The organism is Streptomyces sp. NPDC024632 (assembly GCF_055559175.1).
On sequence record NZ_JBVHLD010000006.1, the window covers coordinates 273,235 to 298,697 of the forward strand.

Sequence of the window (25,463 nt, forward strand, 5' to 3'; positions counted from 1 at the left end):
CGTCGTGGACGAATACGCGGGCCGCGTGCTCGCCGACCGGTACCGGCTGCCCCGGCCGCCCGCCGACGAGTTCGAACTGGTCGAGACGCGCGCCTTCGACACCTACAGCGGCCAGGAGGTCCTGGTCCGGCAGGTGCTGCTGCCCGAGGTCGTCACGGCCGAGGACCCGGGCGACGACCGGGGATACGGCGACCAGGACGCGCTGAGCGACAGCGCCCGGCGCGCCCTCGAGGCCGCCCGCGCGGCGGCGGCGATACCCGACCACCCCCGCCTGGTCCAGGTCTTCGACATCTTCATCGAGGGCGGCAGTCTCTGGATCGCGAGCGAACTGGTGTCCGCCCGGCCGCTCGCCGCGTTACTCGCCGACCGGCCGCTGGACGCCTACCGCGCCGCCGAGGTCGCCTCCGACGTGCTCACCGCGCTGCGCGCCGTGCACGCGTACGGCTGGACGCACCGCAATGTGACCGCGAGCACCGTGCTGGTCTGCGACGACGGCCGGGCGATGCTCGCCGGGCTCGCCGCGGGCGCCGCCCAGGAGGCGCTGTGCGGCTACGACCCCGTGCCGCAGCACATCCAGGTCCTCGCGGGCGGCGGCCTGTCGGGCGCGGGTGAGGACCAGTCGTGGCACGGCCCCGAGTCCGCCCTCGAACAGGAGCGGGCCCGGCAGAACCGGATCACCGTCATCGGCGCCGTCACCGAGCGCTGGGCGCCGGAGCAGGCGCACGAGGTGCACGAGAACTGGCGGCTGTCGCCGCCGGTCGGCCCGGCCGCCGACCTGTGGGCGCTCGGCTCGCTGCTCTTCCGTACCGTGCAGGGGCATCCGCCGTTCCCCGAGGAGAGCGCCGCCGAACTGGTGCAGATGGTGTGCGCCGAGCCGCCCGCCTTCGCCGAGGAGTGCGGCGCGTTGCGGCCGATCGTCGAGTCGCTGCTCCGGCCCGACCCCGAGGAGCGGCCGGAGGCCGAGGAGTTGGGCGGCTGGCTGCGGTCGCTGATCCGCTCCGCGCCCGAGCCCGATCTCGGCCTCGACATGGTCCAGGTGCCGACGGATCCGGCCAAATTGCCGATCGTGCGCCGCAAGGGCGAGTTGGTACGGCGGCGGCGCCGCAAGGCCGCCGCCGAGGCCGACGTCGCCGGGATTCAGCACCGCAGGCACGCCCGCGGCAAGCAGGCCAGGGTCACCAAGGCCAAGCGCGAGCAGGCGCGGCGCAGCGAGATGCGGCAGGAGCAGATCCACCAGGAGCAGGAGGTCGTCTACCGCAAGCCTCCGCGCGGCGGCGACGAGGCACCGCGCAAGCTGGGCGTGCGGCTGCTGATCGCGGTCCTGGTGGTGCTCGCGGCCGTCGTCGCGTACGCGGTGCTCGCCATGCCCGGCAACGGCGACACGTCGGACAACGGGGCCAAGGGCGGCGACCGTACGGTCCCGGCCGAGGTGCCGGGCGGCCACAGCGGCGGCAAGAAGCCGACGCCGACGCCCACTCGTACGACCGCGGCGCCGACGACGAAGCCGGCCACCACGAAGCCGGCTCCGCCGCCGAGTACGGCGGTGCCGCCGCCGGACCTCGGCAGCGACTTCGTCATGCGGACCGACTCCGCCGGGTTCACCGTCGCCGTCCACACCGGGTGGCAGCGCTCCGGCAAGAACGGTCAGGGGCAGGTCCGTTACTCCGGCAGCGACCTCCAGCTCACCGTCGTGCCCGGCCGTGACAAGGTCTCCGACCACGGCAGCGATCCGCTCGCCTACCAGCTCGAAGAGCCCGAACTGGCCGCCTTCCGCGGCTCCTCCTGGTCCGCCGCCTCCGGTCTGCACACGCTCGACCTGCGCGGGCACAGTGCCGCCGAGGGCGAGTACAGCTACCGCGACGCCAACGACACGCAGATCTACGCCCTCAATCTCGCCGTCATCATCGACGGCTCCTACCACGTCGTCGTCGTCAGCGGGCCGGACGCTCGGCGCGCCGATGTCCAGCGTGCCTTCGACAAAGCCGTCGAAACCTACGCGGCGAGCTGACGCCCGCCCCACGCCAAGGGCTCGCCGCCCCGGCCCGTTCACCTTGCGCGGTGGGGTTCGCCCCGTCAGGGGCGCGGGGAACTGCGCGAGCAACCCACCACCGGCCGGTGGTCCGGAGACAACCGAACTGCCCCGCTGGGGCGGGATTTTCGCCCGCGCCACTGCCAGCGGCTGGCCGCGCAGTTCCCCGCGCCCCTTAAAAGATCGGCTCACCGTCCCTGGAAGACAGGCCCCGCGCAAAGGGGGGCGCGCTGGGGAGGGGGCCCTGGAGGGTGGGCCGGGGTGAGGAGGGTGGATAGCCTGGGGGGTATGGGGAGTGACGGGGGGTGGACGGCGGAGGCGGAGCCTCGGGATGTGGTGGCGGGGAGGTACCGCATCACGGGGCGGCTCGGCCGCGGCGGGATGGGGACGGTGTGGCGGGCGGAGGACGAGCTGCTGCACCGACCGGTGGCGGTCAAGGAGCTGCACCTGCCCGAGGGCGGCCAGGACCGGGCACTGCGCGAAGCGCGCAGCGTGGCCAGGATCAGGCACCCGCATGTGATCGTCGTGTACGACGTGCTGGAGCAGGACGGCCGCCCGTGGATCGTGATGGAGCTGGTGGACGGCCGTTCGCTGGCGGACGTGCTGGCACAGGACGGCCCCCTGGAACCGCGGGAGGCGGCGCGGATCGGCGCGGCCGTGGCGGGCGCGCTGCGGGCGGCGCACGCGAGCGAGGTCCAGCACCGTGACGTGAAACCGGCGAACGTACTGCTCGAGCGCGGCACCGGACGCGTCGTGCTGACGGACTTCGGAATCGCCCGGGTCGCGGGCAGCGCGACGATCAGCGAGACCGGGTCCTTCGTGGGGTCGCCGGAGTACACCTCGCCCGAGCGGATGTCGGGCCGTGCGGCGGGCCCGGAGTCCGACCTGTGGTCGCTCGGCGCGCTGCTGTGCGCGGCGGTGGACGGCGAGTCCCCGTTCCACCGCGAGTCGATAGGCGAGATCGTGCACGCGGTCGCGATCGACACGATCAGGACGCCCGAGGCGGCGGAGCCGCTGCTGCCGGTGGTCACGGCGCTGCTCGACCGGGACCCGGGCCGCCGGATGGGCGCGGCGCGGGCGCAGACGCTGCTGACGGCGTACGCGGAGACCGGTGAGCCGCCGCCCGCCCAGCACGTACCGGTGGTCCCGGCGGCCGAACCCCCGCGTGACGCGGAGCCCGAGCCGCGGGCGACCCCCCGCCCGAAGGGCCGCAGGCGCCGTGTCCTCGCCGCCGCCGTGAGCGTGGCGGCCCTCGCGGTCGGCGGCGGCGCGCTGGCCGCGGTGCTGGTCGTCCGGCACGACGACGGCGGCGCCCGCGCCGCGTCGCCCCCGCCGAGCACGGCGCCGGTGACGGGCACGACCCCGCCGCCCACGACGCCGAGCCCGACGACACCCCCGCCGACGGCCCCGGCCCTCCCGGCCGGGTACGAGCGCGTCACCGATCCGACCGGCTTCTCGCTGGCGCTGCCCGCTGGATACGTACGCGACGCGCAGCGCGACAGCAGCGGCGTCCTGCGGGTGTACTACTGGTCGCCCGACCGTGCCTTCCGCTTCGGCGAGCGCGAGCAGTCGCCCGACCCGCGCGGCCCGTACGCGGTGCTGCGCGACCAGGATCTGGCCGGTCCCCGGGCGGGCAGTGTCTATCCGGGGTACCGGGACGGCGTGATCACCGAGACCACGCAGCGCGGGCGGCCCGCCGCGCTGTGGCAGTTCACGTACGACGGTTTCGCCGACGGCAACGGCGCGCGCCGGACGTTCGACCTGTGCTGGACGGAGGGCGGCCGGATGTACGACATGTGGCTGTCGGCGCCGATCGAGCAGGTCGAGCGGGCGCGGGACACCTTCGACGCGGCGCGCGCCGCCTTCCGTCCGCACTGATGTTCCACCGACACGTACGCGCCCCGAGGGCGCCCGGCACCTGCCGCCACTGCCCCTCCGGGCAACCCGCGTGACCTGCGAAGATCCGTATGACGCCACCGATTGCTGGCTTAGTTGCACGGATCACGAGGAAAATACTTACTCACGGGTATCCAATCGGTGCCGGACGGTCGTAATCTCACCGGCATGACGGATTCGCTGGAGCGCAGCACGCCCCCCGCAGACGGCCGCCCCACCGACGGCCCCACCGACGGAAACCCGGTCGCGCCCACCACGGCGCGCGGCCCGAAGGACGTCGTCACCCCCGATCTGGTCGCCCGCCTCACCCGCGACGTCATCGGCTGGGGGTCCCCCCGCTGGCAAGCAGGGGGAGGCCGTACCGCCAGTCACACCCCGCTGACCGGCGACAAGCTCGCCGACCTGCCGGAGACCACGCCCGAGGAGGTCGCGGAGGCGTTCGCGCGCGCCCGCACGGCGCAGAAGGCGTGGGCCGCCACCCCCGTACGGCAGCGCGCCGCGGTCCTGCTCCGCTTCCACGACCTGGTGCTCGCCCGGCAGGCCGAGGTGCTCGACCTGATCCAGGTGGAGACCGGCAAGGCGCGCATGCACGCGCACGAAGAGGTGCAGGTGGTCGCGATGGCGGCCCGGCACTACGGCCGCAAGGCCCCCGCGTACCTGAAGCCCAAGCGGCACACCGGCGCCATCCCGACGCTGACCAAGGCCGTGGAGCTGCGGCAGCCGCGCGGGGTCGTCGGCCAGATCGCGCCCTGGAACTACCCGCTGGAGCTGTCCGTCGGCGACGCGCTGCCCGGACTCGTGGCGGGCAACGCCCTGGTGATGAAGCCGGACACCGAGACCGCGCTGACCGCGCTGTGGGCGCGCGAGCAGTTGGTCGAGGCGGGGCTGCCCGCCGACGTGTGGCAGATCGTGATCGGCGAGGGCCCGGTCGTCGGCCCGGCCCTGGTCGAGCACGCCGACTACGTGTCCTTCACCGGCTCGACGCGCACCGGCCGCGACGTGGCCCAGCGCGCCGCCGCCCGGCTGATCGGCGCCTCCCTCGAACTCGGCGGCAAGAACCCCCTGTTGGTGCTGCGTGACGCCGACCTCGACAAGGCCGCCGACGGCGCCGTCCGCGCCTGCTTCGCCTCCGCCGGTCAACTCTGCGTCTCCGTCGAGCGGTTGCTGGTGGACGAGTCGGTCGCCGACGCGTTCCTGGAGAAGTTCGCCGCGCGCACGAAGGCGATCAGGCTCGGCACGGCCCTCGCGTACGGCGCGGGCATGGGATCGCTGGCCGGGGAACGGCAGTTGGAGACCGTCGTCCGGCACGTCGAGGAGGCCCGCGAGAAGGGCGCCACGGTGGTGGCCGGCGGCCGGGCCCGCCCCGACATCGGCCCGTACGTCTACGAGCCGACGATCCTGGACGGCGTCGAGGCCCCGATGGCCGTCTGCGCGCAGGAGACCTTCGGCCCCGTCGTGTCCGTCTACCGCTTCCGCGACGAGGAGGAGGCGATCGAGCGCGCCAACGACACCGACTACGGCCTCAACGCCAGTGTGTGGACCAAGGACACCCGGCGCGGCGCGCGGATCGCGGCCCGGCTGCGCTCCGGCACGGTCAACATCAACGAGGCGTACGCCGCCGCGTACGGCAGCGTCCGGGCGCCGATGGGCGGTATGAAGGACTCCGGGCTCGGCCGCAGGCACGGCTCCGAGGGCATCCTCAAGCACACCGAGGCCCAGACCGTCGCCACCCAGCGCCTTCTGCCGATGGCGCCCTCGCTCGGCATGACCGACGAGACGTACGCGAGGTTCCTCACCGTCTCGCTGAAGGCGATGAAGGCCCTGCGGATGCGCTGACCCCCGCCCGCCCGCCCGCGCGCTGCCCGGCCCTCGCCCGCCGCCCGCGCCCCGCCCACGCCCTGCCCGCCGACCCGGCCGGACCGGACGAGTCCCGCACCGACGCACGGAGGATCACGTGTCACAGGAAGACGGCTACGACTACGACGTCGTCGTCATCGGCTCCGGCTTCGGCGGCTCCGTCTCCGCGCTGCGGCTGACCGAGAAGGGCTACCGGGTCGGCGTGCTGGAGGCCGGCCGCCGCTTCGCCCGCGACGAACTGCCGAAGAACTCCTGGGACGTCCGCAACTACCTGTGGGCGCCCGCGCTCGGCCTCTACGGCATCCAGCGCATCCACGTCCTCGGCAACGTCCTGGTGCTGGCGGGCGCGGGCGTCGGCGGCGGCTCGCTGAACTACGCCAACACCCTGTACGTGCCCCCGAAGGCGTTCTTCGAGGACCGGCAGTGGGGCGCGATCACCGACTGGCAGCAGGAGTTGGCGCCGTACTACGACCAGGCCCAGCGGATGCTCGGGGTGCGCACCAACCCCACGCTCACCCCCTCGGACGAGCACCTGAAGGCGGCGGCCGAGCGGATGGGCGTCGGCGACAGCTTCCACCTCGCGCCGGTCGGGGTGTTCTTCGGCGACGGCCAGGACGCGGGCGGCGCGTCGAAGGCGGCGCCCGGCGGCGAGGTGCCCGACCCGTACTTCGGCGGAACCGGCCCCGCGCGGCGGGCCTGCACCGAGTGCGGCGAGTGCATGACCGGCTGCCGGCACGGCGCGAAGAACACCCTCACGGAGAACTATCTGCACCTCGCCGAGCGGGCGGGCGCCGTCATCCACCCGATGACCACCGTCACCGACCTCACCGAGGACCCCGAGGGCGGCTACCGTGTCACCGCCGTCCCCACCGACCAGCGCAAGAAGGGCGAGCGGGCGGTGCTGAGGGCCCGTCAGGTCGTGGTCGCGGCGGGCACGTACGGGACGCAGACGCTGCTGCACGCGATGCGCGACGGCGGCCGGCTGCCCGGCATCTCGGCGAAGCTCGGCGAGCTGACCCGTACCAACTCCGAGGCGCTGGTGGGCGCGCAGACCTCCACCCGCCGCTACCGCAAGCGGCACCCGGACCGCGCGCTGGACTTCACCAAGGGCGTCGCGATCACCTCGTCCGTGCACCCCAACGACCACACCCACATCGAGCCGGTCCGCTACGGCAAGGGCTCCAACGCGATGGGGAATCTGTCGATCATGGCGGCGCCGTACGGCGGGAAGGTGCCGCGCTGGGCCGAATTCGCCGTCAACTACCTGCGCCACCCGGCGGTCGGCCTCCGCTCGCTGTCCAACTTCCACTGGTCGGAGCGGACGATCATCGGCCTGGTCATGCAGACCAGCGACAATTCGCTGACCACCTACCGCAAGGCCAAGGGCCTGGGCAAAGGGCTGCTGACGGCCCGTCAGGGTCACGGCGCTCCCAACCCGACGCACATCCCGGAGGGCGCGCGGGCCGCGGAGTTGATAGCCGAGGAGATCAACGGCTTCGCGGGCAGCAATGTCGGCGAGGCCACCGAACGCCCCATGACCGCGCACTTCCTGGGCGGCTGCCCGATCGGCGAGGACGCGGACCACGGCGTCATCGACCCGTACCACCGGCTCTACGGGCACCCGGGCATCCATGTGGTCGACGGTTCGGCCGTCTCGGCGAATCTCGGCGTCAATCCGTCGCTGACGATCACCGCGCAGGCGGAGCGCGCGATGGCGCTGTGGCCCAACAAGGGCGAGGCGGACCCGCGTCCGGCCCAGGGCGAGGGCTACCGCAGGATCGCCGCGGTACGGCCCGCCGCCCCGGTGGTGCCGGAGGGAGCCTTCGGCGCGCTGCGGCTTCCGATGCTGCCGGTCCCCGCGGTGCCGCCCAGGTCCGCGGCAGAGTGACGCGGCTGAACCGGCTGAACTGCCTGAACCGGCTGAACTGCCTGAACTGACTGCGGTGACTGACGCGTTCGGGTGACGCGTCCGCGCGCGCCGACGCGTACCCGTGCGCACGGGCACGCGCTGTGTCACCCGATCGTGGACGGGAAGTCCGTGCCGGGAGCCGTACATGAGTAATGTGGGTTCTCGCAGAGCGGCCGGATCCAAGCGTCCCCGGAGCCGACCGCCTCTTTGAGTCGTGACCGGGCTGCTGTCCCCTGCCGTCCGGTCACATAGCACCGACACGAGGTCCCACGGCGACCGCACACCTGCGGTCGCCTCATCGCATCGGTCACACCCCGCCTAGCTGCGTCTAGGCGGTGTCCAGTTCCACGCGTGGTGTTGGGTTACCGCCCCTGGATGGCACGGACACCACCTCCAACGAAGCCATCGCGGGCCGGTCACGTGCCGTACGGGTGATGCCGCTCGAAAGGGCGAAACGTCACGCCTCGCGGGCCGCTCCGGCCGCGCCGCTCACACCTTGCCGCGGCACAGTTCCAGCAGCGTCATCGCCAGTGACGTGCCCGGCCTCCCCAACTCCGCGCTGTAGTGCGTCAGCACCTCCATCTCGCGGTTCAGGCTCACCCGGCGACCGCCGGACGTCATGCGGGCGCGCTGGATGTCGGCCGACTCGGTCATCCGTTCCCTGACCAGGCCGATGATCCGGGTGTCGAGATCGTCGATCCGCCGCCGCTTGCGCGCGATGACCGCGTCCGCGGACTCCGGGACGCCGTGGGTGTCCGGGGCGTCCGGGACGCTCTCGGTGCCCGCGGTCGCGGTCGCGGGGGCCGGGGCCGGAATGGGGGCCGGGACGGAGATAGGTGTCGGGGTCGGGGTCGTCATGTCTGCTCTCCTCGGGAGGGGCGGGCGGCGCCGCGGGCCTCGGGTCCCGGGGGAGCGAAACGACAGGCGCCCCGGGCCGTCTGGCCCGGGGCGCCTGGGAAGTCGCTCGTCAGCTCACGCGACGCGACCATGGCAGCCGGACCAGCCGGTGCCATAGGTAAACGTGACGCTGCGCGTGTGCATGGCGTCAGTGTGCCCCCCTCGCCTCCCGCGGGGCAAGCCGGGGGAAGGAGGGAGTGCGCCGCCCCGGTAGAATCGGGTCCTATCCCCGTTGGAACCGCCGGAAGGCACACCGTGGTAACGCCAGTCGCCCCCGCCCCCTCGTCGGGCACACCGGATACACCGGACCTGGTCCTGGTCGTGGACTTCGGTGCGCAGTACGCGCAACTGATCGCGCGCCGGGTCCGTGAGGCCCGGGTGTACAGCGAGATCGTGCCCTCCACGACGCCGGTGAGCGAGATGCTGGCGAAGCGGCCGAGCGCGATCATCCTGTCCGGCGGCCCGTCCTCGGTCTACGAGCCGGGCGCCCCCACCCTGGACCCGGCGATCTTCACGGCGGGCGTCCCCGTCTTCGGCATGTGCTACGGCTTCCAGCTCATGGCGACGGCGCTCGGCGGGACCGTCGACAACACCGGGGCGCGGGAGTACGGCCGCACCGCGCTGGCCGTCTCCAAGCCCGGCTCCACCCTCTTCGAGGGCACCCCCGCCGAGCAGTCGGTGTGGATGTCGCACGGCGACGCCTGCTCGGCCGCGCCCGAGGGCTTCGCCGTGACGGCGTCCACCGACGTGGTGCCGGTCGCCGCGTTCGAGAACGACGAGAAGCGGCTGTACGGCGTCCAGTACCACCCCGAGGTGCTGCACTCCACGCACGGCCAGCAGATCCTGGAGCACTTCCTCTACCGCGGCGCGGGCCTCGCGCCGACGTGGACGACCGTCAATGTCGTGGACGAGCAGATCGCGCTGATCCGCGAGCAGGTCGGCAGCAGCCGGGCCATCTGCGGGCTGTCCGGCGGCGTGGACTCCGCGGTCGCCGCCGCCCTCGTCCAGAAGGCCATCGGTGACCGGCTCACCTGCGTGTACGTCGACCACGGACTGATGCGCAAGGGCGAGACCGAGCAGGTCGAGAAGGACTTCGTGGCCGCGACCGGCGTCCAGCTCAAGGTCGTGGACGCCACCGACCGCTTCCTGGACGCGCTCGCCGGGGTCAGCGACCCGGAGCAGAAGCGGAAGATCATCGGCCGGGAGTTCATCCGGGTCTTCGAGCAGGCGCAGGCGGAGATCGTCGCCGAGGCCCCCGGCGACGAGCCGGTGGAGTTCCTGGTCCAGGGCACCCTCTACCCGGACGTGGTCGAGTCCGGCGGCGGCACCGGCACCGCGAACATCAAGTCGCACCACAATGTCGGCGGCCTGCCCGAAGACCTCCAGTTCACGCTCGTCGAGCCGCTGCGCAAGCTGTTCAAGGACGAGGTGCGGATGGTCGGCCAGGAGCTGGGCCTGCCCGAGGAGATCGTGCAGCGGCAGCCGTTCCCCGGCCCCGGGCTCGGCATCCGGATCGTCGGCGAGGTCACCCGCGACCGGCTCGACCTGCTGCGCGAGGCCGACGCCATCGCCCGCGAGGAGCTGACCGCGGCCGGGCTCGACCGCGACATCTGGCAGTGCCCGGTGGTGCTGCTCGCCGACGTCCGCTCCGTCGGCGTCCAGGGCGACGGCCGCACCTACGGCCACCCGATCGTGCTGCGCCCGGTCTCCTCCGAGGACGCCATGACCGCGGACTGGTCGCGGCTGCCGTACGAGGTGCTGGCGAAGATCTCCACCCGGATCACCAACGAGGTGGCCGACGTCAACCGCGTGGTGCTCGACGTGACGAGCAAGCCGCCGGGCACCATCGAGTGGGAGTGACGCGCGGTCAGTGCGCCGCCAGGCTCTCGCGGGCCGCGGTGACGTAGCGGCTCCTGGCCGCCTTGTACTCCTCCCACGCGCTGTCCGGGATCTCGTCCATGTCGTAGAAGGACCGGATGCGGCCGACCAGGGCCTTCGCCTCGGTGAGCGGGCCGCCGCCCTCGATGTCCAGCACATTGAGGGCGGCCTGGGTCCTGCCGTACGCGGCCTCCGTACGCTCCAGGAGGTCGGCCCTGTCGGTGTGGTCGCCCTGCCTGCGGTGCCAGACGACGGACGCCTCCTCGTCGGTCGCGGTGAGGAAGTCCGCGTAGTCGTCGCGGTGGGCCAGGTAGATCGTCAGGTCGTACGGCAACTCGGATACCTCCACCCGTCGGGTCCGTGCGATGCCTGAGTATCGGGGGCGGGGCCGCGTACTGCCAGAGACGTGCGGGTCTTTCTGCGGTCCCGCGCTTTGTGGCCGCCGCCTTGAGTGACAGCCGCCGGGCGTACGTATGTCCCTCCGAGGGCGCCGTACCGGCAGAATCGTTCTCATCAGGGAACGCACGGGCGGCGGGATTGGCGGAACACGATGCTCGAACGGCTCGACGTCCGGCGGGACACCGCCCGTCGCTACGCACTGCTGCCGCTGCGGATCTTCCTCGGCGTCACGTTCATCTACGCCGGGCTCGACAAGCTGACCAGCGACACCTTCTTCACCGACTCCGCGAACGGCTCGCTGGTGCAGATCCTGCACGGCGCCCACGACACCGCGGCGATCCCCGCGATGATCGACCTCGCGCTGAAGGCGCCGCACGGCTTCGGGTACGCCATCGCGCTCGGTGAGACAGCGGCGGGGCTCGGCACGCTGTTCGGGCTCCTCGGCCGGGTCGCCGCCCTCGGCGGCGCGCTGGTCTCGCTCAGCCTGTGGCTGACGGTGAGCTGGTCCTCGACGCCGTACTACTACGGCAACGACCTCGCGTATCTGATGGCCTGGCTGCCGCTGGTGCTCGCGGGCACGCCCTATCTGTCGCTGGACGCGCTGCTCGCGCGGCGGCGCGGCAAGGGCGGCGCGGTGCCGGGGCCCGGCGCGCACGCCGCGGACGGCTCGGGCTCCGCTACGCGCGGCGGCGCTTCCGGCGCCCCCGTACCGCCCTCACGACCTGTGTGACGATCGCGGTGGCCACCGTCAGGGCCAGACCGCTGACGACGAGCGGGACGGAGTCCTCGGGCCGCAGGTCCCAGACCTGGCAGGCGTCGAGGATGAAGCACGCCGTCAGCCAGAGCAGCACCAGGCCCATGACCAGGACGGCGGGTTCGAAGCGGTGCCTTCTCATCGGTTCACCTGTCCTGCGGGCGGGCCGGGCACGCCGGGTACGGGCACGTGGCGCGCGCCGGGTACGGCGGGCGCGGTCGGCGCGAGCGGGGCCGTCCCCGTACCGGTCCCGGCCGTGGCGGGCTCGATCCGCAGGTCACCGGCGCCGATCCGCACGTGGACGTTGACCGTGCCGGTGTTCATGGTGCCCGCGGGCGGGGCGAAGACGACCGGCACGGCCCCTTCGCTGTTGACGTTCAGTCCGCCGTGGTCCTTCTCCGGCAGGCGGATGGCGCCGACGGCGACGTGGTAGGTCAGGTGCACGGTCGCGTCCTTGGGCAGTCTGATCAGCACTTCGCCGACGCGCAGGTCGACCCGTGTGTTGACCGTCCTGCCGTCGAGCGTCAGGTCGGTCAGGTCGAGGACGCCCTGTCCGCTGCCGCGTTCGTACGTCGGCTGGACGGCGGCGGCGGTCATCGGCCTCCAGGTGTCGCGCCACCCCGCGTTGTCGTGCGGCACCGACGCGGTGCCGATCAGCCCGGCGAGGGTCAGCAGGGTGAAGAAGACGGTGCCGCCGCGCGCCCGCCCGGCGAACGACGCGACGACGAAGGCCAGGCCGAAGACGCCGAGCACCGCGATCAGGCCGATCTCGACGCTCACGGCGGGGGACTGGTACGGCGCCGCGGCCCCGGTGCCGATCGCGCCCGCCGCCACGACCAGCACGAAGACGGTCAGGCCGAAGACCCACGAGCTCTCCTTCTTGCGGGCCGCGCGCTTGCGCTCCCGCCAGGCGACCTTGTCCTCGTCGCCGTAGGGGCCGTCGTCCGGGCCCCACAGATACGACGGCTCCTTGGTCAGCGGGCCGCGCCACCAGGACGCGGAGCCGCCGGGCTCCGGCGGCGCCTGCACGGCGGGCGGCGCGTCCACCACCGCGCTCGCCGCGCCCGACGGGGAGGCGGCCTCGCCCGCGGCCTGCCGACGCCGTACCTGGGCCCAGTAGTAGACGGCGCCGGTCGTCGCGGCCAGCAGGATCAGTGAGAACGCCTGGTCGTCGCCGTTGTCCAGCATCGAGGCGTACAGCCCGCAGCCGACCAGCGCCATCAGCACGGCGGTCAGCGGCGCGCCCTCGATCCGGCCGGACAGCAGCCGCTGCGCCTCGCTCTGCCGCTCGCCCTCCAGCGGGATGACCAGCCAGCCCATGCCGTAGATGATCAGACCTATGCCGCCGGTGAGGGAGAGGACGGCCAGCACCACGCGGAAGATCACCGGGTCGATGTCGAAGTAGCGGCCCGCCCCGTCGCACACGCCCGCGAGGACTTTGTGGTCGCGGCCACGGGTCAGCCGCCGCTTGGGCGCGGCGCTGTCGCCGTCCGGGCCGCCGGTGCCGCCGGTGCCGAGGTCGCTGCCGTCGGCGGCGCTGGCGCGCGGTGCACTCGGCCGGTCGCGCGGCTCGTCGCTCGGCTCTTCGGGTGGCTGGTCCGTCATACGACCATGGTGACGGTTCACGGGGGCGGCCGGCATCGGCCCCGACCCTGGTACGTCCCTGATCCGTACCCTGCCCTTCCCCTGGGGGGACAACCCTGATGCCCCGGGCGGCCCGGACGTGTGACGATCGGGGTATGTCAGCGAGCAGCCCGGCCGGAGCGTCCGGCATGCCCGGAGCGTCCCGTATGCCGGGCGGGTCCGGCGGACCCGGCGTGCCGGGCGGCCCCGGTCCCGGTGGTCCCGGCCTGGGCGGCTCCGGTGGTCCCGGTCTCGGCGGGCCCGGTGCTCCGCGCGGTCCCGGCGGTCCCAGCGGGGCGTCCTTCCTCTCCTCGCCCCTGTCCTCGCACGAGCCGGGGGATTCCGGGGTGCGCAAGCTCTACCGCAGCTCCGAGGGGCGGATGGTCGGCGGCGTCGCGCGCGGCCTGGCCGGGCACTTCGGCCTGCCCGTGCTGTGGGTACGCGGCCTGTTCGTGCTGCTCGCCTGCTTCAACGGCATCGGCGTGCTCCTCTACGCCGTCTTCTGGTTCTTCGTACCGCTCGGCGTCGGCGGTGTCGCCATGGCCAAGGAGCCGCGCGACGCCCGCTCATGGCTGGCGGGCAAGCGGCCCGACAAGGGCCAGATCATGGCCCTGATCGCGCTAGCCGTCGGCGCGGGCATCCTCATCGACAACCTCAACCTCGGCGCCGCCAACCGCGCCGTGTGGCCGCTGCTGGTCATCGGCCTCGGTGTCGCGCTGGTCTGGCGGCAGGCCGACAACGCCCGCAAGGCCCGCTGGGTCGAGATGAGCCACGGCAAGCGGTTCTGGCCGCTGGCCCGCGCGGCGGCCGGTGTCGCCCTGGTCGTCGCGGGCGTCACCGGCTTCATCGTGGTGCGCGGCTCCGGCAGCCACCTCGGCGGCATCCTCCAGGCCGCGCTCGCCGTCCTCGTCGGCGTCGCCCTGATCGCGGGCCCCTACCTGGTCCGTATGACACAGGACCTGTCGGCGGAGCGGCTGATGCGCATCCGCGCCCAGGAGCGCGCCGAAGTCGCCGCCCACGTCCACGACTCGGTCCTGCACACCCTGACCCTCATCCAGCGGCACGCCGACGAACCCCGCGAGGTCAACCGGCTGGCCCGCGCCCAGGAACGCGAGCTGCGCGCCTGGCTCTACCGCCCCGAGGGCACCGGGCGCGACGACGAGCCGACGACGGTCGCCGAGGGCGTACGCGCCGCCGCCGCCGAGGTCGAGGACGCGCACGGCGTCCCGGTCGAGGTCGTCTGCGTCGGCGACTGCCCGCTGGACGAGAAGCTGGCGGCGCAGATGCAGGCCGCGCGGGAGGCGATGGTGAACGCGGCCAAGTACGGTGGCAGCGGACCCGTTCAGGTCTACGCGGAGGTGGAGGGCGTCAAGGTGTTCGTCTCCGTGCGCGACCACGGCCCCGGATTCGACCTCGACCAGGTGCCGGACGACCGCATGGGCGTCCGCGAGTCGATCATCGGCCGGATGCAGCGCAACGGCGGCGAGGCCCGGCTGCGGGCCGCACCCGGCGGCGGTACGGAAGTCGAACTGGAGATGGAGAGGGTGGCGGCATGAGCACACCGAGTGCGCCTTTGGCGGGGGAGCGGCGGGTACGGGTGGTGCTCGTCGACGACCACCGGATGTTCCGTACCGGGGTCCAGGCGGAGATCGGCGCCACCGAGGAGACCGGTGTCGAGGTCGTCGGCGAGGCCGCCGACGTCGACCAGGCGGTCAGTGTCGTCACCGCGACCCGGCCCGAGGTCGTCCTCCTCGACGTGCACCTGCCCGGCGGCGGCGGTGTCGAAGTCCTGCGCCGCTGCGCCCCGTTGGCCGCCGACCCCGACAACCCGGTGCGTTTCCTGGCCCTTTCGGTCTCCGACGCGGCCGACGACGTCATCGGTGTCATCCGGGGCGGCGCGCGCGGTTATGTCACCAAGACCATCACCGGGCCCGACCTGATCAACTCGATCTTCCGCGTGCGCGACGGCGACGCCGTCTTCTCCCCGCGGCTGGCCGGTTTCGTCCTGGACGCCTTCGCGTCCACCGACGCCCCGCCGGTCGACGAGGACCTGGACCGGCTCACCCAGCGCGAGCGCGAGGTCCTGCGCCTGATCGCGCGCGGCTACGCGTACAAGGAGATCGCCAAGCAGCTCTTCATCTCGGTCAAGACCGTCGAGTCCCATGTCTCGGCCGTCCTGCGCAAGCTCCAGCTCTCCAACCGCCATGAGCTCACGCGGTGGGCGACGGCACGGCGCCTGGTCTGAGCCGGGCGCGCATGCCGGAGCCCGCAGGAGAGCCCGTACGCGAACCTGGCCGCGAGCCCGCAGGAGAGCCTGGCCGCGAGCGACGCGTCACGCCCGGGCGTGTGCTGTGGCTGGCGTGCCTGGTCCTCGTGTGGGCGCTGCTGCTGCTGGCCGGGGTGCTGGACGTCGTCGCCTTCGTCGCCAGCGCGTCCGACACCCCTTACCAGGGCCGGGCCGACGACCGTACCGCCGCCTGGTGGACGCTCTTCGGCCTGGTGATCCCGCTGGCCTTCCTGGCCGCCGTCCTGACCTCCCTGGAACGACGCGCCCGCCGTCGCCGCGGCGGTCCGCCGGGCGGTGACCGCAGGTCGCTGACGGACGGCAGCGTCGGATAAGCGGTGTCAGAGGGCGGCGATACGGTCGCCCGCATGACGGAATCCACCGACCTGACGGACATCCGCGCGGCCTACGACACCGTCGCCGACAGCTACGCCGACCTGCTGCGGGACGCGCTGGCGGCCGGCGTCCTGGACCGCGCGACGCTGGGGGCGTTCGCCGAACTGGCCCAGCGGGGACGGCCGGTGGCGGACATCGGGTGCGGCCCCGGACGGATCACCGGGTATCTGGCGGAGCTGGGACTCGACGTCTTCGGCGTCGACCTCTCGCCCGAGATGGTCGCCGTGGCCCGCCGCGATCTGCCCCGACTGCGCTTCGACGTCGGCTCGATGACCGACCTGGACCTCCCGGACGGCTCCCTCGGCGGCCTCGTCGCCTGGTACTCGATCATCCACCTGCCCCCGCGCCTGCTGCCGCGCGTCTTCGCCGAATTCCACCGCGTCCTGGCCCCCGGTGCCCCGCTCGCCGTGGCCTACAAGATCGGTGACACCCGCCACCACCTCTCCCACGGCTACGGCCACCCCATCTCCCTCGACGTCTACTGGCATCCCCCCGCCCGTATCACCGCCCTCGCCGAATCCGCCGGCCTCACCGTCACCGCCACCACGACCCGCGCTCCGGCCCCGGACGAACGCCAGCCCCAGGGCTACCTGTTGGCGGCCAGGCCCGTCTGAAGGGCGGGGGTCAGGCCAGGGCGACGGTGATGATCTCGCGGCTGGCCGGGGTGACCGGGGTGACCGGGGTGCGGGGCCAGTCGCCGTAGCGGGACTCGGTGCGGAAGCCCGCGGCGGTGAGGAAGGCGTCGAGGGCGGGCTCGGAGAGGAAGCGGAGGGTGGAGCGGTCGGTGTGGAGGGGGGTGCCGTCCGGGGCGGCGGTGGTGGTGGTGAAGGTGACGAGGTCGGGGGTGACGGAGTCGACGGTGTGCCAGACGCGGAGCGGACCGGCGGTGGGGTGGGTGGTCGTGACGGGGTGACCGGGGGTCCAGGACAGCCAGGCGCGGGCCTGGGGGTGGCGGGTCTCGAAGACGAAACGGCCGCCGGGGCGCAGGGCGGCGCGGACGGCGGCGAGCGAGTCGCGGATGTCGTCGTCGGTGAGCAGGCACTGGAAGGCGTGCCCGGTCATGATCGCCAGGTCGAAACCGGCGCCGGGCGGGGCGTCGGCGGCGCGGCCGTCGAGCCACTCGATGTCGGTACGGCGCCGGGCCCGGCGCAGGGACGGGGGGTGCGGGTCGAGGCCGACCAGACGGCCGCGGTGGCCCAGCGCCCGCGCGTGATGCAGCGTCATGCCGGTGCCGCAGCCCACGTCGAGAACGGAGTCGGCGGCCATGACCAGGTCGGTGTAGAACCGGTCGCCGGGTGACCGCTCGGGGTCCCACTGATTGAGCAGGTCGTAGAGCACGGCATCGTCGTCGTCGGTGAACACCGGGACAGTATTGAGGCGCGGCCGTCCGCGGCCAACCGGTTATTCCGGCCGCCGGGAAGGTGCCCCCGGCACGTATGCCTTTCCGGCGCGCTCCGCTATTCGGCCGGCCTCGCCGTTCCACGCCAATCCTTACGAACACGGGGGTTCGTAGTCACCACCCGGCGACCGGTGATTCGATACGCGGCTGTAGGTATCGCTGAGCGTGGGGTGGGGGAAATGGCTCGGGGTGGAGCGGGGCTGTTCGGCGTGCGCGAGGGGCGGTTGAGGCCGCGCGCGGCGGGTGCGGTGCGTGTGAGCGCCGCCGTACCGCCGACGACGGGAGCCATTCCGGGAGTGCCGCCCCTGCCGACGTCACCTACGGATTCCGGTCGTCCGGATTCCGCCGCTCCGGATTCCGGCTATACGGATTCCGCCCGTCCGGATTCCGCCCGTCCGGATTCCGCCCGTCCGGATTCCCGCGCGAATACAAAAGCGTCCACGGCTTCCGCCCCGCCCGGGGCCGTCGCCTCGCGAACGGCCCTCTCCTCCGGCGGCGGCGACACGGCCGGGGCGGCGGCGCGTCGGGAACGGGCCGACGCGGCCGTCGGCGGGTGACGGCCGCCGGGCGGGGCGGGACGGACCGGCCCGGCCGGGCGCGTGGTGATCGTTCGTGGGGTTGTACGGCCGCGGGGCGGGATGTCCGTCCGCGGCCGGTGTCGGGACTGCTCGTGCCGCGGTGCTCCGGTCCGCGGCCGTCATTCACCAGGGGGTTGTCATCGTGAGATCGGGATTCGCCGGCCGCGGGCGGCGGGCACGCGCCCGCGCGTACCTGCCGGGCAGGCGCGCCAAGCTGTTCGTCGTGGCGCTCGCCGCCGCGCTGACCGTGCCGGTCGGGCTGAGCCCGCTCGCGCACGCCGCGCCGGGGCCGCTGGGCCGCCCCGATCTGCCCGCGCCGCGCAACGGCACGGTGCACACCGCGGGCCTCGGCGCGCAGCAGGCCCGCGCGAAGGCCGCGGCGGGCAAGGCGGCCGACGACCGGAGCGCGCGGCGCGCGCTCGCCGAGCAGCACACGACCTGGCCCAAGGGCAGCACCCTCAAGAGCGCCGCGTCCGGCACCTCCGAGGTCACCGTCCTGGACCGGGCCGCGACGGACGCGGCAGGCGTACGAGGTGTGCTGCTCGCCGTCAAACCGCGGGCGCGCGACGCGAGTTCGGCCTCCGCCGCGCACACCGGCCCGGCCGGCGCACGCGTCCACGTCTCCGTCGACTACTCCTCCTTCGCCTCCGCCTACGGCGGCGACTGGTCCGGCCGCCTGCGCCTGGTGCGGCTCCCGGCGTGCGCCCTGACCACCCCGCAGAAGGCGCGGTGCAGGACCCGGACCCCGGTCCCTTCGTCCGTCAACGACCTTGCCCGGCAGACGATTTCGGCCGACGTCAGCGCCGATGCCGGTGCCGGTGCCAGTGGTGACGCCGGTGCTGACGCCACCGACGACGCCCCCGCCACGGCCGGTACCGACGCCGGCACCCTGAGCGCCTTCGCCGTCACCGCCGACAGCGGCGAGTCCGCCAAGGGCAGCGGCGACTACGGCGCCACCCCCCTGTCGGCGTCCTCCAAGTGGTCGGCGGGCACCTCCTCCGGCTCCTTCGACTGGTCGTACCCGATGGAGGTCGCCCCGTCCGTCGCGGGCCCGGTGCCCGCGGTGACGCTCACCTACGACTCCGGCAGCATCGACGGCCGCACCGCATCGACCAACAACCAGGGCTCGCAGGTCGGTGAGGGCTTCACCGTCTCCGCCGACTCCTACGTCGAGCGCCAGTACGGCGGTTGCGACAAGGACGGGCACGCCGAGGTCTTCGACCAGTGCTGGAAGTTCGACAACGCCTCGGTCGTCCTGAACGGCAAGTCCACGGAGCTGGTCAAGGACGACACCACGGGGAAGTGGCGGCTGGCCGACGACGACGCCTCCACCGTCACCCACTCCACGGGCGCCGACAACGGCGACGAGGGCGACAGCGTGGACGGCGCGGGCGAGTACTGGACGGTGACGACCGGCGACGGCACCCAGTACGTCTTCGGCCTCAACAAGCTCACCGGCGCGGGCACGCAGCGCACCAACTCCGTATGGACCGTCCCGGTGTTCGGCGACGACTCCGGCGAGCCCGGCTACGCCAAGGGCAGCGCCTTCGCCGACCGCTCCTACAACCAGGCGTGGCGCTGGAACCTCGACTACGTCGTCGACACCCACGGCAACGCCGAGTCGTACTGGTACACGGCGGAGTCCAACTTCTACAAGAAGAACGGCTCGAAGACCGCCAACGCCTCCTACACGCGCGGCGGTCACCTCGACAAGATCCTCTACGGGCAGCGCTCCGACACGCTCTTCAGCGCCACCGCGCCCTACGAGGTGACCTTCGGCTACACCGAGCGCTGCACCGCCTCGGACTGCTCGAAGCTGACCAAGGACACCGCGCACAACTGGCCCGACGTGCCCTTCGACGCGATCTGCGCCTCCGGCGCGTCCGACACCGACTGCGCCGCCCAGGCGCCGTCGTTCTTCACCCGCAAGCGCCTCACCTCGGTGCAGGCCCTGGTGCTGTCGGGGACCTCGTACACGCCCGTCGACACCTGGGCGCTGGCGGAGAAGTACCTGGACGCCGGTGACCTCGGCGACAGCAGCGACCAGACGCTGGTGCTCGACTCGATCAAGCGGACCGGCGAGGCCGGCACCGCGGTCCCGCTGGACCCGGTGTCGTTCACCTACCAGATGCTGGCGAACCGGGTCGACGCCACCGACGACATCCTGCCGCTGCACCGGCCCCGCATCCAGTCGGTCACCTCGGAGACCGGCGCGGTCACCAGCGTCACGATGTCGACGCCGGAGTGCGTGCGCGGCTCGCACATGCCCGCCGCCGAGGACAGCGACACCATGAACTGCTATCCGCAGTACTGGCACATCAACGGCGCCGAGGACGCCGGACTCGACTGGTTCCACAAGTACCGCGTCGTGGACGTCACCACCTCCGACCCGGCGGGCAACAACGAGGCGCTGGAGCAGAGTTACGTCTACACCGACCCGGCCTGGCACTACAACGACAGCCCGTTCACACCCGACGACGAGCGCACCTGGTCGGTCTTCCGCGGCTACGGCACGGTCACCTCGTACTCCGGGACCGGCGCGGGCAACCGGCTCAGGACCGTCACCCGCTACATGCAGGGCATGAACGGCGACAAGGTGAAGGCGGGCGGCACCCGTACGGTCACCGTGGCGGGGCTGACCGTGCCGGGACTGACCACGGCGGCGCTCACCGACTCCGACCAGTACGCGGGCTTCCAGCGCCAGCAGGTCACCTACAACGGGGACACGCCCGTCTCGGCGACCGTCAACGACCCGTGGTCGGTCAGGACCGCCACGCAGCACAAGTCGTACGCCGACGTCGAGGCGTACTACGTGCGCACCGCGAAGACGTACTCCGACACCTATCTGACCGTGCCCGCCAAGTGGCGCACCAGCACCACGGCCAGCACCTACGACTCCTACGGCATGCCGGTCACGGTCGACGACGCGGGCGACACCGCCAAGAGCGGCGACGAGACCTGCACCCGCACCTGGTACGCCCGCAACGACAGCGCGGGCATCAACTCCCTGACCTCCAGGGTCCGTACGGTCGGCCAGCCGTGCGGCACCGCCGACGCGTCGCTGTCGCTGCCCGCGAACAGCACCACGCGCGGCGATGTGCTCGCCGACACCGCGACCGTCTACGACAGTTCGGCCGCGACGGCCTGGACCGCGAACCAGAGCCCGGCCAAGGGCGACGCGATGTGGAAGGGCCGGGCCGCCGCGTACCCGGCGGGCGCGGACGCCAACGGCGACCGCAACCCCAGTAGTTGGCAGACCACGGGCACCTCGGCCTACGACACCCTCGGCCGGATGACCCTCGCCAAGGACGGCGCGGGCAACCCGACGTCCAACACCTACACCCCGACCGGCGCGGGCGTCCCGACCCGTTCGGTGATCACCAACGCCAAGAGCCAGAAGACCACGACCTTCTACGACGGTCTGCGCGGCCTGCCGACCACCACCTACGACGTCAACACCAAGAAGACCGAGCTGACCTACGACGGTCTGGGGCGGCTGACCGGCGTGTGGCAGCCGGGCCGCGTCAAGTCGGCGGGCGACAGCGCCAGCATCGTCTACGGCTACCACATGGAGCGCGGCTCGGCGCCGTACGTCAGCACCTCCACGCTCGGCCCGAACAACGTCCGCAGGGTCACCTACCAGATCGACGACGCGCTGCTGCGCCCGCTCCAGACGCAGTCGCCGAGCCCGCTGGGCGGCCGGGTCCTCACCGACACCCGTTACGACTCACGGGGGTTGGCGTACGAGACCTTCGCCGGGATCTTCGACCAGGACCACACGCCGAGCGGCACGTACGCCCGCGCCGAATACGGCGGCGCGCCCACCCAGCACGAGATCACCTTCGACGGCGCGGGCCGCACCACCTCCGACAAGCTGCTCGTCTACGGCGTGCAGAAGGGCGTCACCGTCACCTCGACGTACACCGGTGACTCGACGGCCACCAGCGCCCAGCCGGGCGGCACCGCCTCCCGCGTGATCACCGACGCGCTCGGCCGCACCGTCGAGCGCCGCGACTACTCGGGCGCCTCGCCCGCCGACGCGGACTACGGCGGCGCCGCCCCGCTGCCCGCGCACACCAGCACCCTGTACGGCCTGACCAGGGACGGCAAGCAGTCCACCGCCACCGGCCCCGACAACGCCAAGTGGAGCTGGGGCTACGACCTGTTCGGCCGTCAGGTCTCCGCGAACGACCCGGACATGGGCGCCACGTCGACCACGTACAACGCGCTCGACCAGATCGCCACGACGACCGGCTCCACGCACAAGACGCTGCTGTTCGATTACGACACGCTCGGCCGCAAGACCGGCGAGTGGGAGACGGCCAGGACCGACGCGACGAAGATCGCCGCGTGGACGTACGACACGGCCGCCGCGGGACAGCTCGACACCTCCACCCGCTACGACGGCGGACTGGCCGGGAAGGCGTACACCCAGAAGGTCACCGCGTACGACGACGCCTACCACGTCACCGGCAGCGAGATCGACCTCGACGCCAATGACCCGCTGGTGAAGTCCGGTGCGGCGAAGGCCAGTTACAGCTACTCCGCCTACTACAACGTCGACGGCAGCCTCCAGCACACCACCGAGCCCGCCGTCGGCGGCCTGCCGCAGGAGTCGGTCAGCTACGGCTACACGCCGACCGGCCAGATCGAGACCGCCACCGGCACCAGCGGCTACCTCCAGGACACCTCCTACTCCGCGCTCGGCGAACCGCAGCAACTCACCCTGGCCACCGCGGCGTCCGGGGTGAAGAAGGCGTACATCACCAACGTCTACGAGGAGGGCACCAGCCGGCTGACCCGCTCCTCGGTCACCGACCAGACCCACGCGTACATGACGCAGGACCTCAACTACAGCTACGACGACGCCGGGAACGTCACCAAGATCGCCGACCCGACCACGCAGGGCGGCACCGCGCAGGCCGACACGCAGTGCTTCGGCTACGACGGCTACCAGCGGATGACTAGCGCCTGGACGCCCGCCAACGCCGACTGCGCGAGCACCACGACCGGCGGCGCGGCCCCGTACTCCACCGGCTGGACCTACAACCCGGCGGGGCTGCGGCTCACCCGGACCCAGCACACCGCGACCGGCGACAGCACCGCCCAGTCCTGCTACAACGACTCCGCCCACCCGCACGCCCTGACCACCGTCACGGCGGCGGCGAGCTGCACCGGGGCGACCGCCACGTACGGCTACGACGAGGCGGGCGACACCACCAAGCGGCCCGGCCCGAGCGGCACTTCGCAGACGCTGGCCTGGAACAGCGAGGGCGACCTGACCAGGACCACCGAGGGCGCCAAGGTCACCGACTACCTCTACGACGCGGGTGACAACCTGCTGATCCGCCGGGCGTCCGCGGGCGACGGCGAGAGCGTCGTCTACCTGGGCGCCACCGAGATCCACAGCAAGGTCAGCGCCGGGAAGACCACCACCTGGGCGGTCCGCACGTACACCGCGGGCGCCGGGGGACCGGCGATCGCGGTGCGCTCCACCCAGTCCGGCGCCACCACCCTGACCTGGCTCGCGGGCGACAACCACGGCACCAGCAGCCTCGCGGTGGACGCCGGCACGCAGGCCGTCACCAAGCGCTACACCGACCCGTTCGGCGCCGCCCGCGGCAGCGCGCCCGCGACGGCGTGGCCCGACGACAAGACCTTCCTCGGCAAGCCCGCGGACACCGGCACCGGACTCGTCCACATCGGCGCCCGCGAGTATGACCCGTCGACCGGCCGCTTCATCAGCGTCGACCCGCTGCTCCAGACCGACAAGGCGCAGACCCTCAACGGCTACGTCTACGCCGCCGACAATCCCACCGGGCTCGCCGACCCGACCGGCGAGGGCGTTCCCGAGTGCATGACCGGTGTCATCACCGGCTGCCACAACGGCGTGCCCGGCAAGGGCTCGGTCTACCACCCGGACCGCGACCCGGGGAACCGGCCGTCCCACAGCGGCGGCAAAGGCAACGGCAACAGCAACAGCAGTGGCAGCGGCGGCTGCGACCGGGCCTGCCAGAACGCGCTCGCCGCGCTCCAGCAGAACACCTGGAAGGACGACAAGAACGAGAAGAACGTCCACGCGGCGCTGGCCAAGGAACTGCGCGACTACGTCCTCGCCCTCGCCGGGAACACCAACCCCTGCAAGGTCGGCGCGTCCGTGACCTCCGGCACCATGGCCGCCTGCAACCAGATGGGCGGCAACTCGCCGCAACTGACCTGGACCGACCTGCTGCAACTGTGGCTCGGCGGCAAGGGCGCCAATGTGCCCTTCGACGCGAACAGCCTGCTCACCAAGCAGTTGGCGTTCAACGGCCACAGTCTCCAGATCATCAAGAATCTGGCCAGGGCGGTCTCGGACGCCGACTTCGGGGCCGACATTGACGCGCTCGGAGGCCAGGACGACTATGTCGACGGGAAGAACCTCGGGGAGAAGATGAAGAACCTGCCCAAGGACCTCAGCGGCATGGCCACCAGGGGGCGCGTGGGCACCAAGGTCCCCGAAGCCTTCACCGGCGGCTACGACCTCGTGTACCAGGTGATCAACCAGAACAAGAAGGACCACTCCATGACCGTGGCCTTCGCCGCGTTCAACGACACCGGCACCGCGTCCGCCTTCCACTTCGGGGTCCCGGACATCAAGCAGGGCTACGGAGGAGCGAGCGTGTACCAGGAGTACTACTGGTCCGTCACGGTGAGCGTCGAGTGACCACCGGTCCGCAGGCCACGCTCCCCGCCGCACCGGACGGCGGGGAGCCCGGGGGGCCGGGCTCCGGCGGTCACGGCTCCGGGCCCGCCGCCCGGCTCGACCGGCTCTGGGGGCCCGCCCGCTGGGCGCTGCTCGCCGTGCTGGTGCTGTCGTTCGCCACCGTCCTGCTGCGGATCGTGCCGGGCGGCGGGTCGACCGGCGCCCTGGCGCGGGACATCGAGGCCGGGCGGACCCACTCGGTACGGGTCGACGACCAGGGCTCCGACGGGATCACCGTCCGCTGGAGCGCCGGGCCGCTGACCGAACGGCAGTACACCTACCGGCCCGCGAACCCCTTCCCCGGCGGCCGGAACGGTGTCGTCGGGGAGTTCACCGCGGACATCAGGCGGCAGGCGGGACCCGCGGCCGACGGCCTCGCCGTACGGAGCTTCGACAGCTCCTACGGCGCCGGGGGCCTGACGCTGCTGGTGCCCGTCGCCTACGTCCTGCTCACCCCGTGGGCGTGGCTGCGGGCGGCGGCGCTGCTCGCCGGTCTCCTGGTGGTCGTACGGACGCTGGCGGTGACCCGGCACCGGCGCGCGAGCGGCCCCGCGTGGCTTCTGGCGTGCGCGGTGACGGGGGCCGGTTTCTTCGGCTACCTGTGGGCGGAGCCGGGAGGCGGCCCCGGCACCTCGGGGGACGGGTCCGTACGGGCGCCGCGGTGGACGCGGGCCTGGCTGGCGTCGCTCGCCTCGGCGGCCGGGCTGGCCGTCCTCGGCGCGCTGCTGCTGCTCGTCGCCGGGCGGTACTGACCCGGCGACCGGTGGAGGCGTACGGCCGCGGGCGCGCGCTCAGCGCAGGATGCCCGCGGCCGTCGCG

At 72.8% G+C, this 25,463-nt stretch carries 16 protein-coding genes and 1 pseudogene; 12 read left to right on the forward strand and 5 right to left on the reverse strand.

Translation table 11 applies throughout. From position 1 onward, the window contains the following. Window positions 1-4 precede the first annotated feature (4 nt). The 4 genes from ACZ37P_RS15130 to ACZ37P_RS15145 all read left to right on the forward strand — a co-directional run bounded on the left by ACZ37P_RS15130 (window position 5) and on the right by ACZ37P_RS15145 (window position 7,670). Complete coding sequence (locus ACZ37P_RS15130) at window positions 5-2,008, forward strand: protein kinase family protein (RefSeq protein WP_355336806.1); 2,004 nt, start codon at window positions 5-7, stop codon at window positions 2,006-2,008. Window positions 2,009-2,362: 354 nt separating this feature from the next. Beyond that, on the forward strand, window positions 2,363-3,907 hold the full coding sequence (locus tag ACZ37P_RS15135; protein WP_467346737.1) for a serine/threonine-protein kinase: 1,545 nt from the start codon (window positions 2,363-2,365) through the stop codon (window positions 3,905-3,907). A 186-nt stretch (window positions 3,908-4,093) separates the two neighbouring features. Next, on the forward strand, window positions 4,094-5,761 hold the full coding sequence (locus ACZ37P_RS15140; protein ID WP_467346739.1) for a succinic semialdehyde dehydrogenase: 1,668 nt from the start codon (window positions 4,094-4,096) through the stop codon (window positions 5,759-5,761). A gap of 118 nt (window positions 5,762-5,879) precedes the next feature. Next, window positions 5,880-7,670, forward strand: coding sequence for a GMC family oxidoreductase N-terminal domain-containing protein (locus ACZ37P_RS15145; protein ID WP_467346740.1), 1,791 nt, complete (start codon window positions 5,880-5,882; stop codon window positions 7,668-7,670). Window positions 7,671-8,180: 510 nt separating this feature from the next. Here ACZ37P_RS15145 and ACZ37P_RS15150 read toward each other — a convergent pair. Beyond that, entirely contained in the window at window positions 8,181-8,549 is a 369-nt protein-coding gene (locus ACZ37P_RS15150) for a chorismate mutase (protein ID WP_467346742.1), read from the reverse strand. Between the two features lie 294 nt (window positions 8,550-8,843). On the opposite strand from ACZ37P_RS15150, the gene guaA reads away from it, so the two are divergent. Beyond that, window positions 8,844-10,448: a glutamine-hydrolyzing GMP synthase gene (guaA, locus tag ACZ37P_RS15155; RefSeq protein ID WP_355336815.1), complete on the forward strand. Its 1,605-nt coding sequence runs from the start codon at window positions 8,844-8,846 to the stop codon at window positions 10,446-10,448. A 7-nt stretch (window positions 10,449-10,455) separates the two neighbouring features. On the opposite strand, the gene ACZ37P_RS15160 is transcribed toward guaA, so the two are convergent. Beyond that, window positions 10,456-10,815: a hypothetical protein gene (locus tag ACZ37P_RS15160; RefSeq protein WP_355336816.1), complete on the reverse strand. Its 360-nt coding sequence runs from the start codon at window positions 10,813-10,815 to the stop codon at window positions 10,456-10,458. 201 nt (window positions 10,816-11,016) lie between these two features. On the opposite strand from ACZ37P_RS15160, the pseudogene ACZ37P_RS15165 reads away from it, so the two are divergent. After that, window positions 11,017-11,496 (forward strand): annotated as a pseudogene (locus ACZ37P_RS15165) (DoxX family protein); the annotation flags it as partial. Between the two features lie 46 nt (window positions 11,497-11,542). On the opposite strand, the gene ACZ37P_RS15170 reads toward ACZ37P_RS15165, so the two are convergent. Together ACZ37P_RS15170 and ACZ37P_RS15175 are read right to left on the reverse strand one after the other, a co-directional pair. Further along, window positions 11,543-11,761 (reverse strand): hypothetical protein, encoded by a 219-nt coding sequence (locus tag ACZ37P_RS15170; RefSeq protein ID WP_355336817.1) that lies wholly within the window; start codon window positions 11,759-11,761, stop codon window positions 11,543-11,545. Then, on the reverse strand, window positions 11,758-13,224 hold the full coding sequence (locus ACZ37P_RS15175) for a PspC domain-containing protein (protein ID WP_401309317.1): 1,467 nt from the start codon (window positions 13,222-13,224) through the stop codon (window positions 11,758-11,760). Before ACZ37P_RS15175 ends, ACZ37P_RS15170 begins: the two co-directional genes overlap by 4 nt. 134 nt (window positions 13,225-13,358) lie before the next feature. Between ACZ37P_RS15175 and ACZ37P_RS15180 the strand changes: the two genes are divergently transcribed. From ACZ37P_RS15180 to ACZ37P_RS15195, 4 genes are all read left to right on the forward strand, one after another. Next, window positions 13,359-14,798: an ATP-binding protein gene (locus ACZ37P_RS15180; protein WP_355336819.1), complete on the forward strand. Its 1,440-nt coding sequence runs from the start codon at window positions 13,359-13,361 to the stop codon at window positions 14,796-14,798. Further along, window positions 14,795-15,487: a LuxR C-terminal-related transcriptional regulator gene (locus tag ACZ37P_RS15185; protein ID WP_188281968.1), complete on the forward strand. Its 693-nt coding sequence runs from the start codon at window positions 14,795-14,797 to the stop codon at window positions 15,485-15,487. The genes ACZ37P_RS15180 and ACZ37P_RS15185 overlap by 4 nt, the downstream gene beginning before the upstream one ends. Before the next feature lie 101 nt (window positions 15,488-15,588). Beyond that, entirely contained in the window at window positions 15,589-15,861 is a 273-nt protein-coding gene (locus ACZ37P_RS15190; protein WP_355336820.1) for a hypothetical protein, read from the forward strand. A gap of 33 nt (window positions 15,862-15,894) precedes the next feature. Continuing rightward, window positions 15,895-16,536: a class I SAM-dependent DNA methyltransferase gene (locus ACZ37P_RS15195; protein ID WP_391050460.1), complete on the forward strand. Its 642-nt coding sequence runs from the start codon at window positions 15,895-15,897 to the stop codon at window positions 16,534-16,536. 10 nt (window positions 16,537-16,546) lie between these two features. On the opposite strand, the gene ACZ37P_RS15200 is transcribed toward ACZ37P_RS15195, so the two are convergent. Then, a complete protein-coding gene (locus ACZ37P_RS15200) occupies window positions 16,547-17,284 on the reverse strand; it encodes a class I SAM-dependent methyltransferase (RefSeq protein WP_391050461.1) in 738 nt (245 codons plus the stop codon). Window positions 17,285-18,041: 757 nt separating this feature from the next. Between ACZ37P_RS15200 and ACZ37P_RS15205 the strand changes: the two genes are divergently transcribed. After that, a complete protein-coding gene (locus ACZ37P_RS15205; RefSeq protein WP_467346746.1) occupies window positions 18,042-24,605 on the forward strand; it encodes an RHS repeat domain-containing protein in 6,564 nt (2,187 codons plus the stop codon). Continuing rightward, window positions 24,602-25,396, forward strand: a complete 795-nt coding sequence (locus tag ACZ37P_RS15210) for a hypothetical protein (RefSeq protein WP_467346748.1) — start codon at window positions 24,602-24,604, stop codon at window positions 25,394-25,396. Before ACZ37P_RS15205 ends, ACZ37P_RS15210 begins: the two co-directional genes overlap by 4 nt. The last annotated feature ends 67 nt before the right edge of the window (window positions 25,397-25,463 follow it).

Coding starts and splice junctions, on each gene's coding strand:
- ACZ37P_RS15185 (WP_188281968.1), top strand. CDS start 14,795: ATGAGCACACCGAGTGCGCCTTTGGCGGGGGAGCGGCGGGTACGGGTG.
- ACZ37P_RS15140 (WP_467346739.1), top strand. CDS start 4,094: ATGACGGATTCGCTGGAGCGCAGCACGCCCCCCGCAGACGGCCGCCCC.
- ACZ37P_RS15170 (WP_355336817.1), bottom strand. CDS start 11,761: ATGAGAAGGCACCGCTTCGAACCCGCCGTCCTGGTCATGGGCCTGGTG.
- ACZ37P_RS15150 (WP_467346742.1), bottom strand. CDS start 8,549: ATGACGACCCCGACCCCGACACCTATCTCCGTCCCGGCCCCCATTCCG.
- ACZ37P_RS15175 (WP_401309317.1), bottom strand. CDS start 13,224: ATGACGGACCAGCCACCCGAAGAGCCGAGCGACGAGCCGCGCGACCGG.
- ACZ37P_RS15195 (WP_391050460.1), top strand. CDS start 15,895: ATGACGGAATCCACCGACCTGACGGACATCCGCGCGGCCTACGACACC.
- ACZ37P_RS15180 (WP_355336819.1), top strand. CDS start 13,359: ATGTCAGCGAGCAGCCCGGCCGGAGCGTCCGGCATGCCCGGAGCGTCC.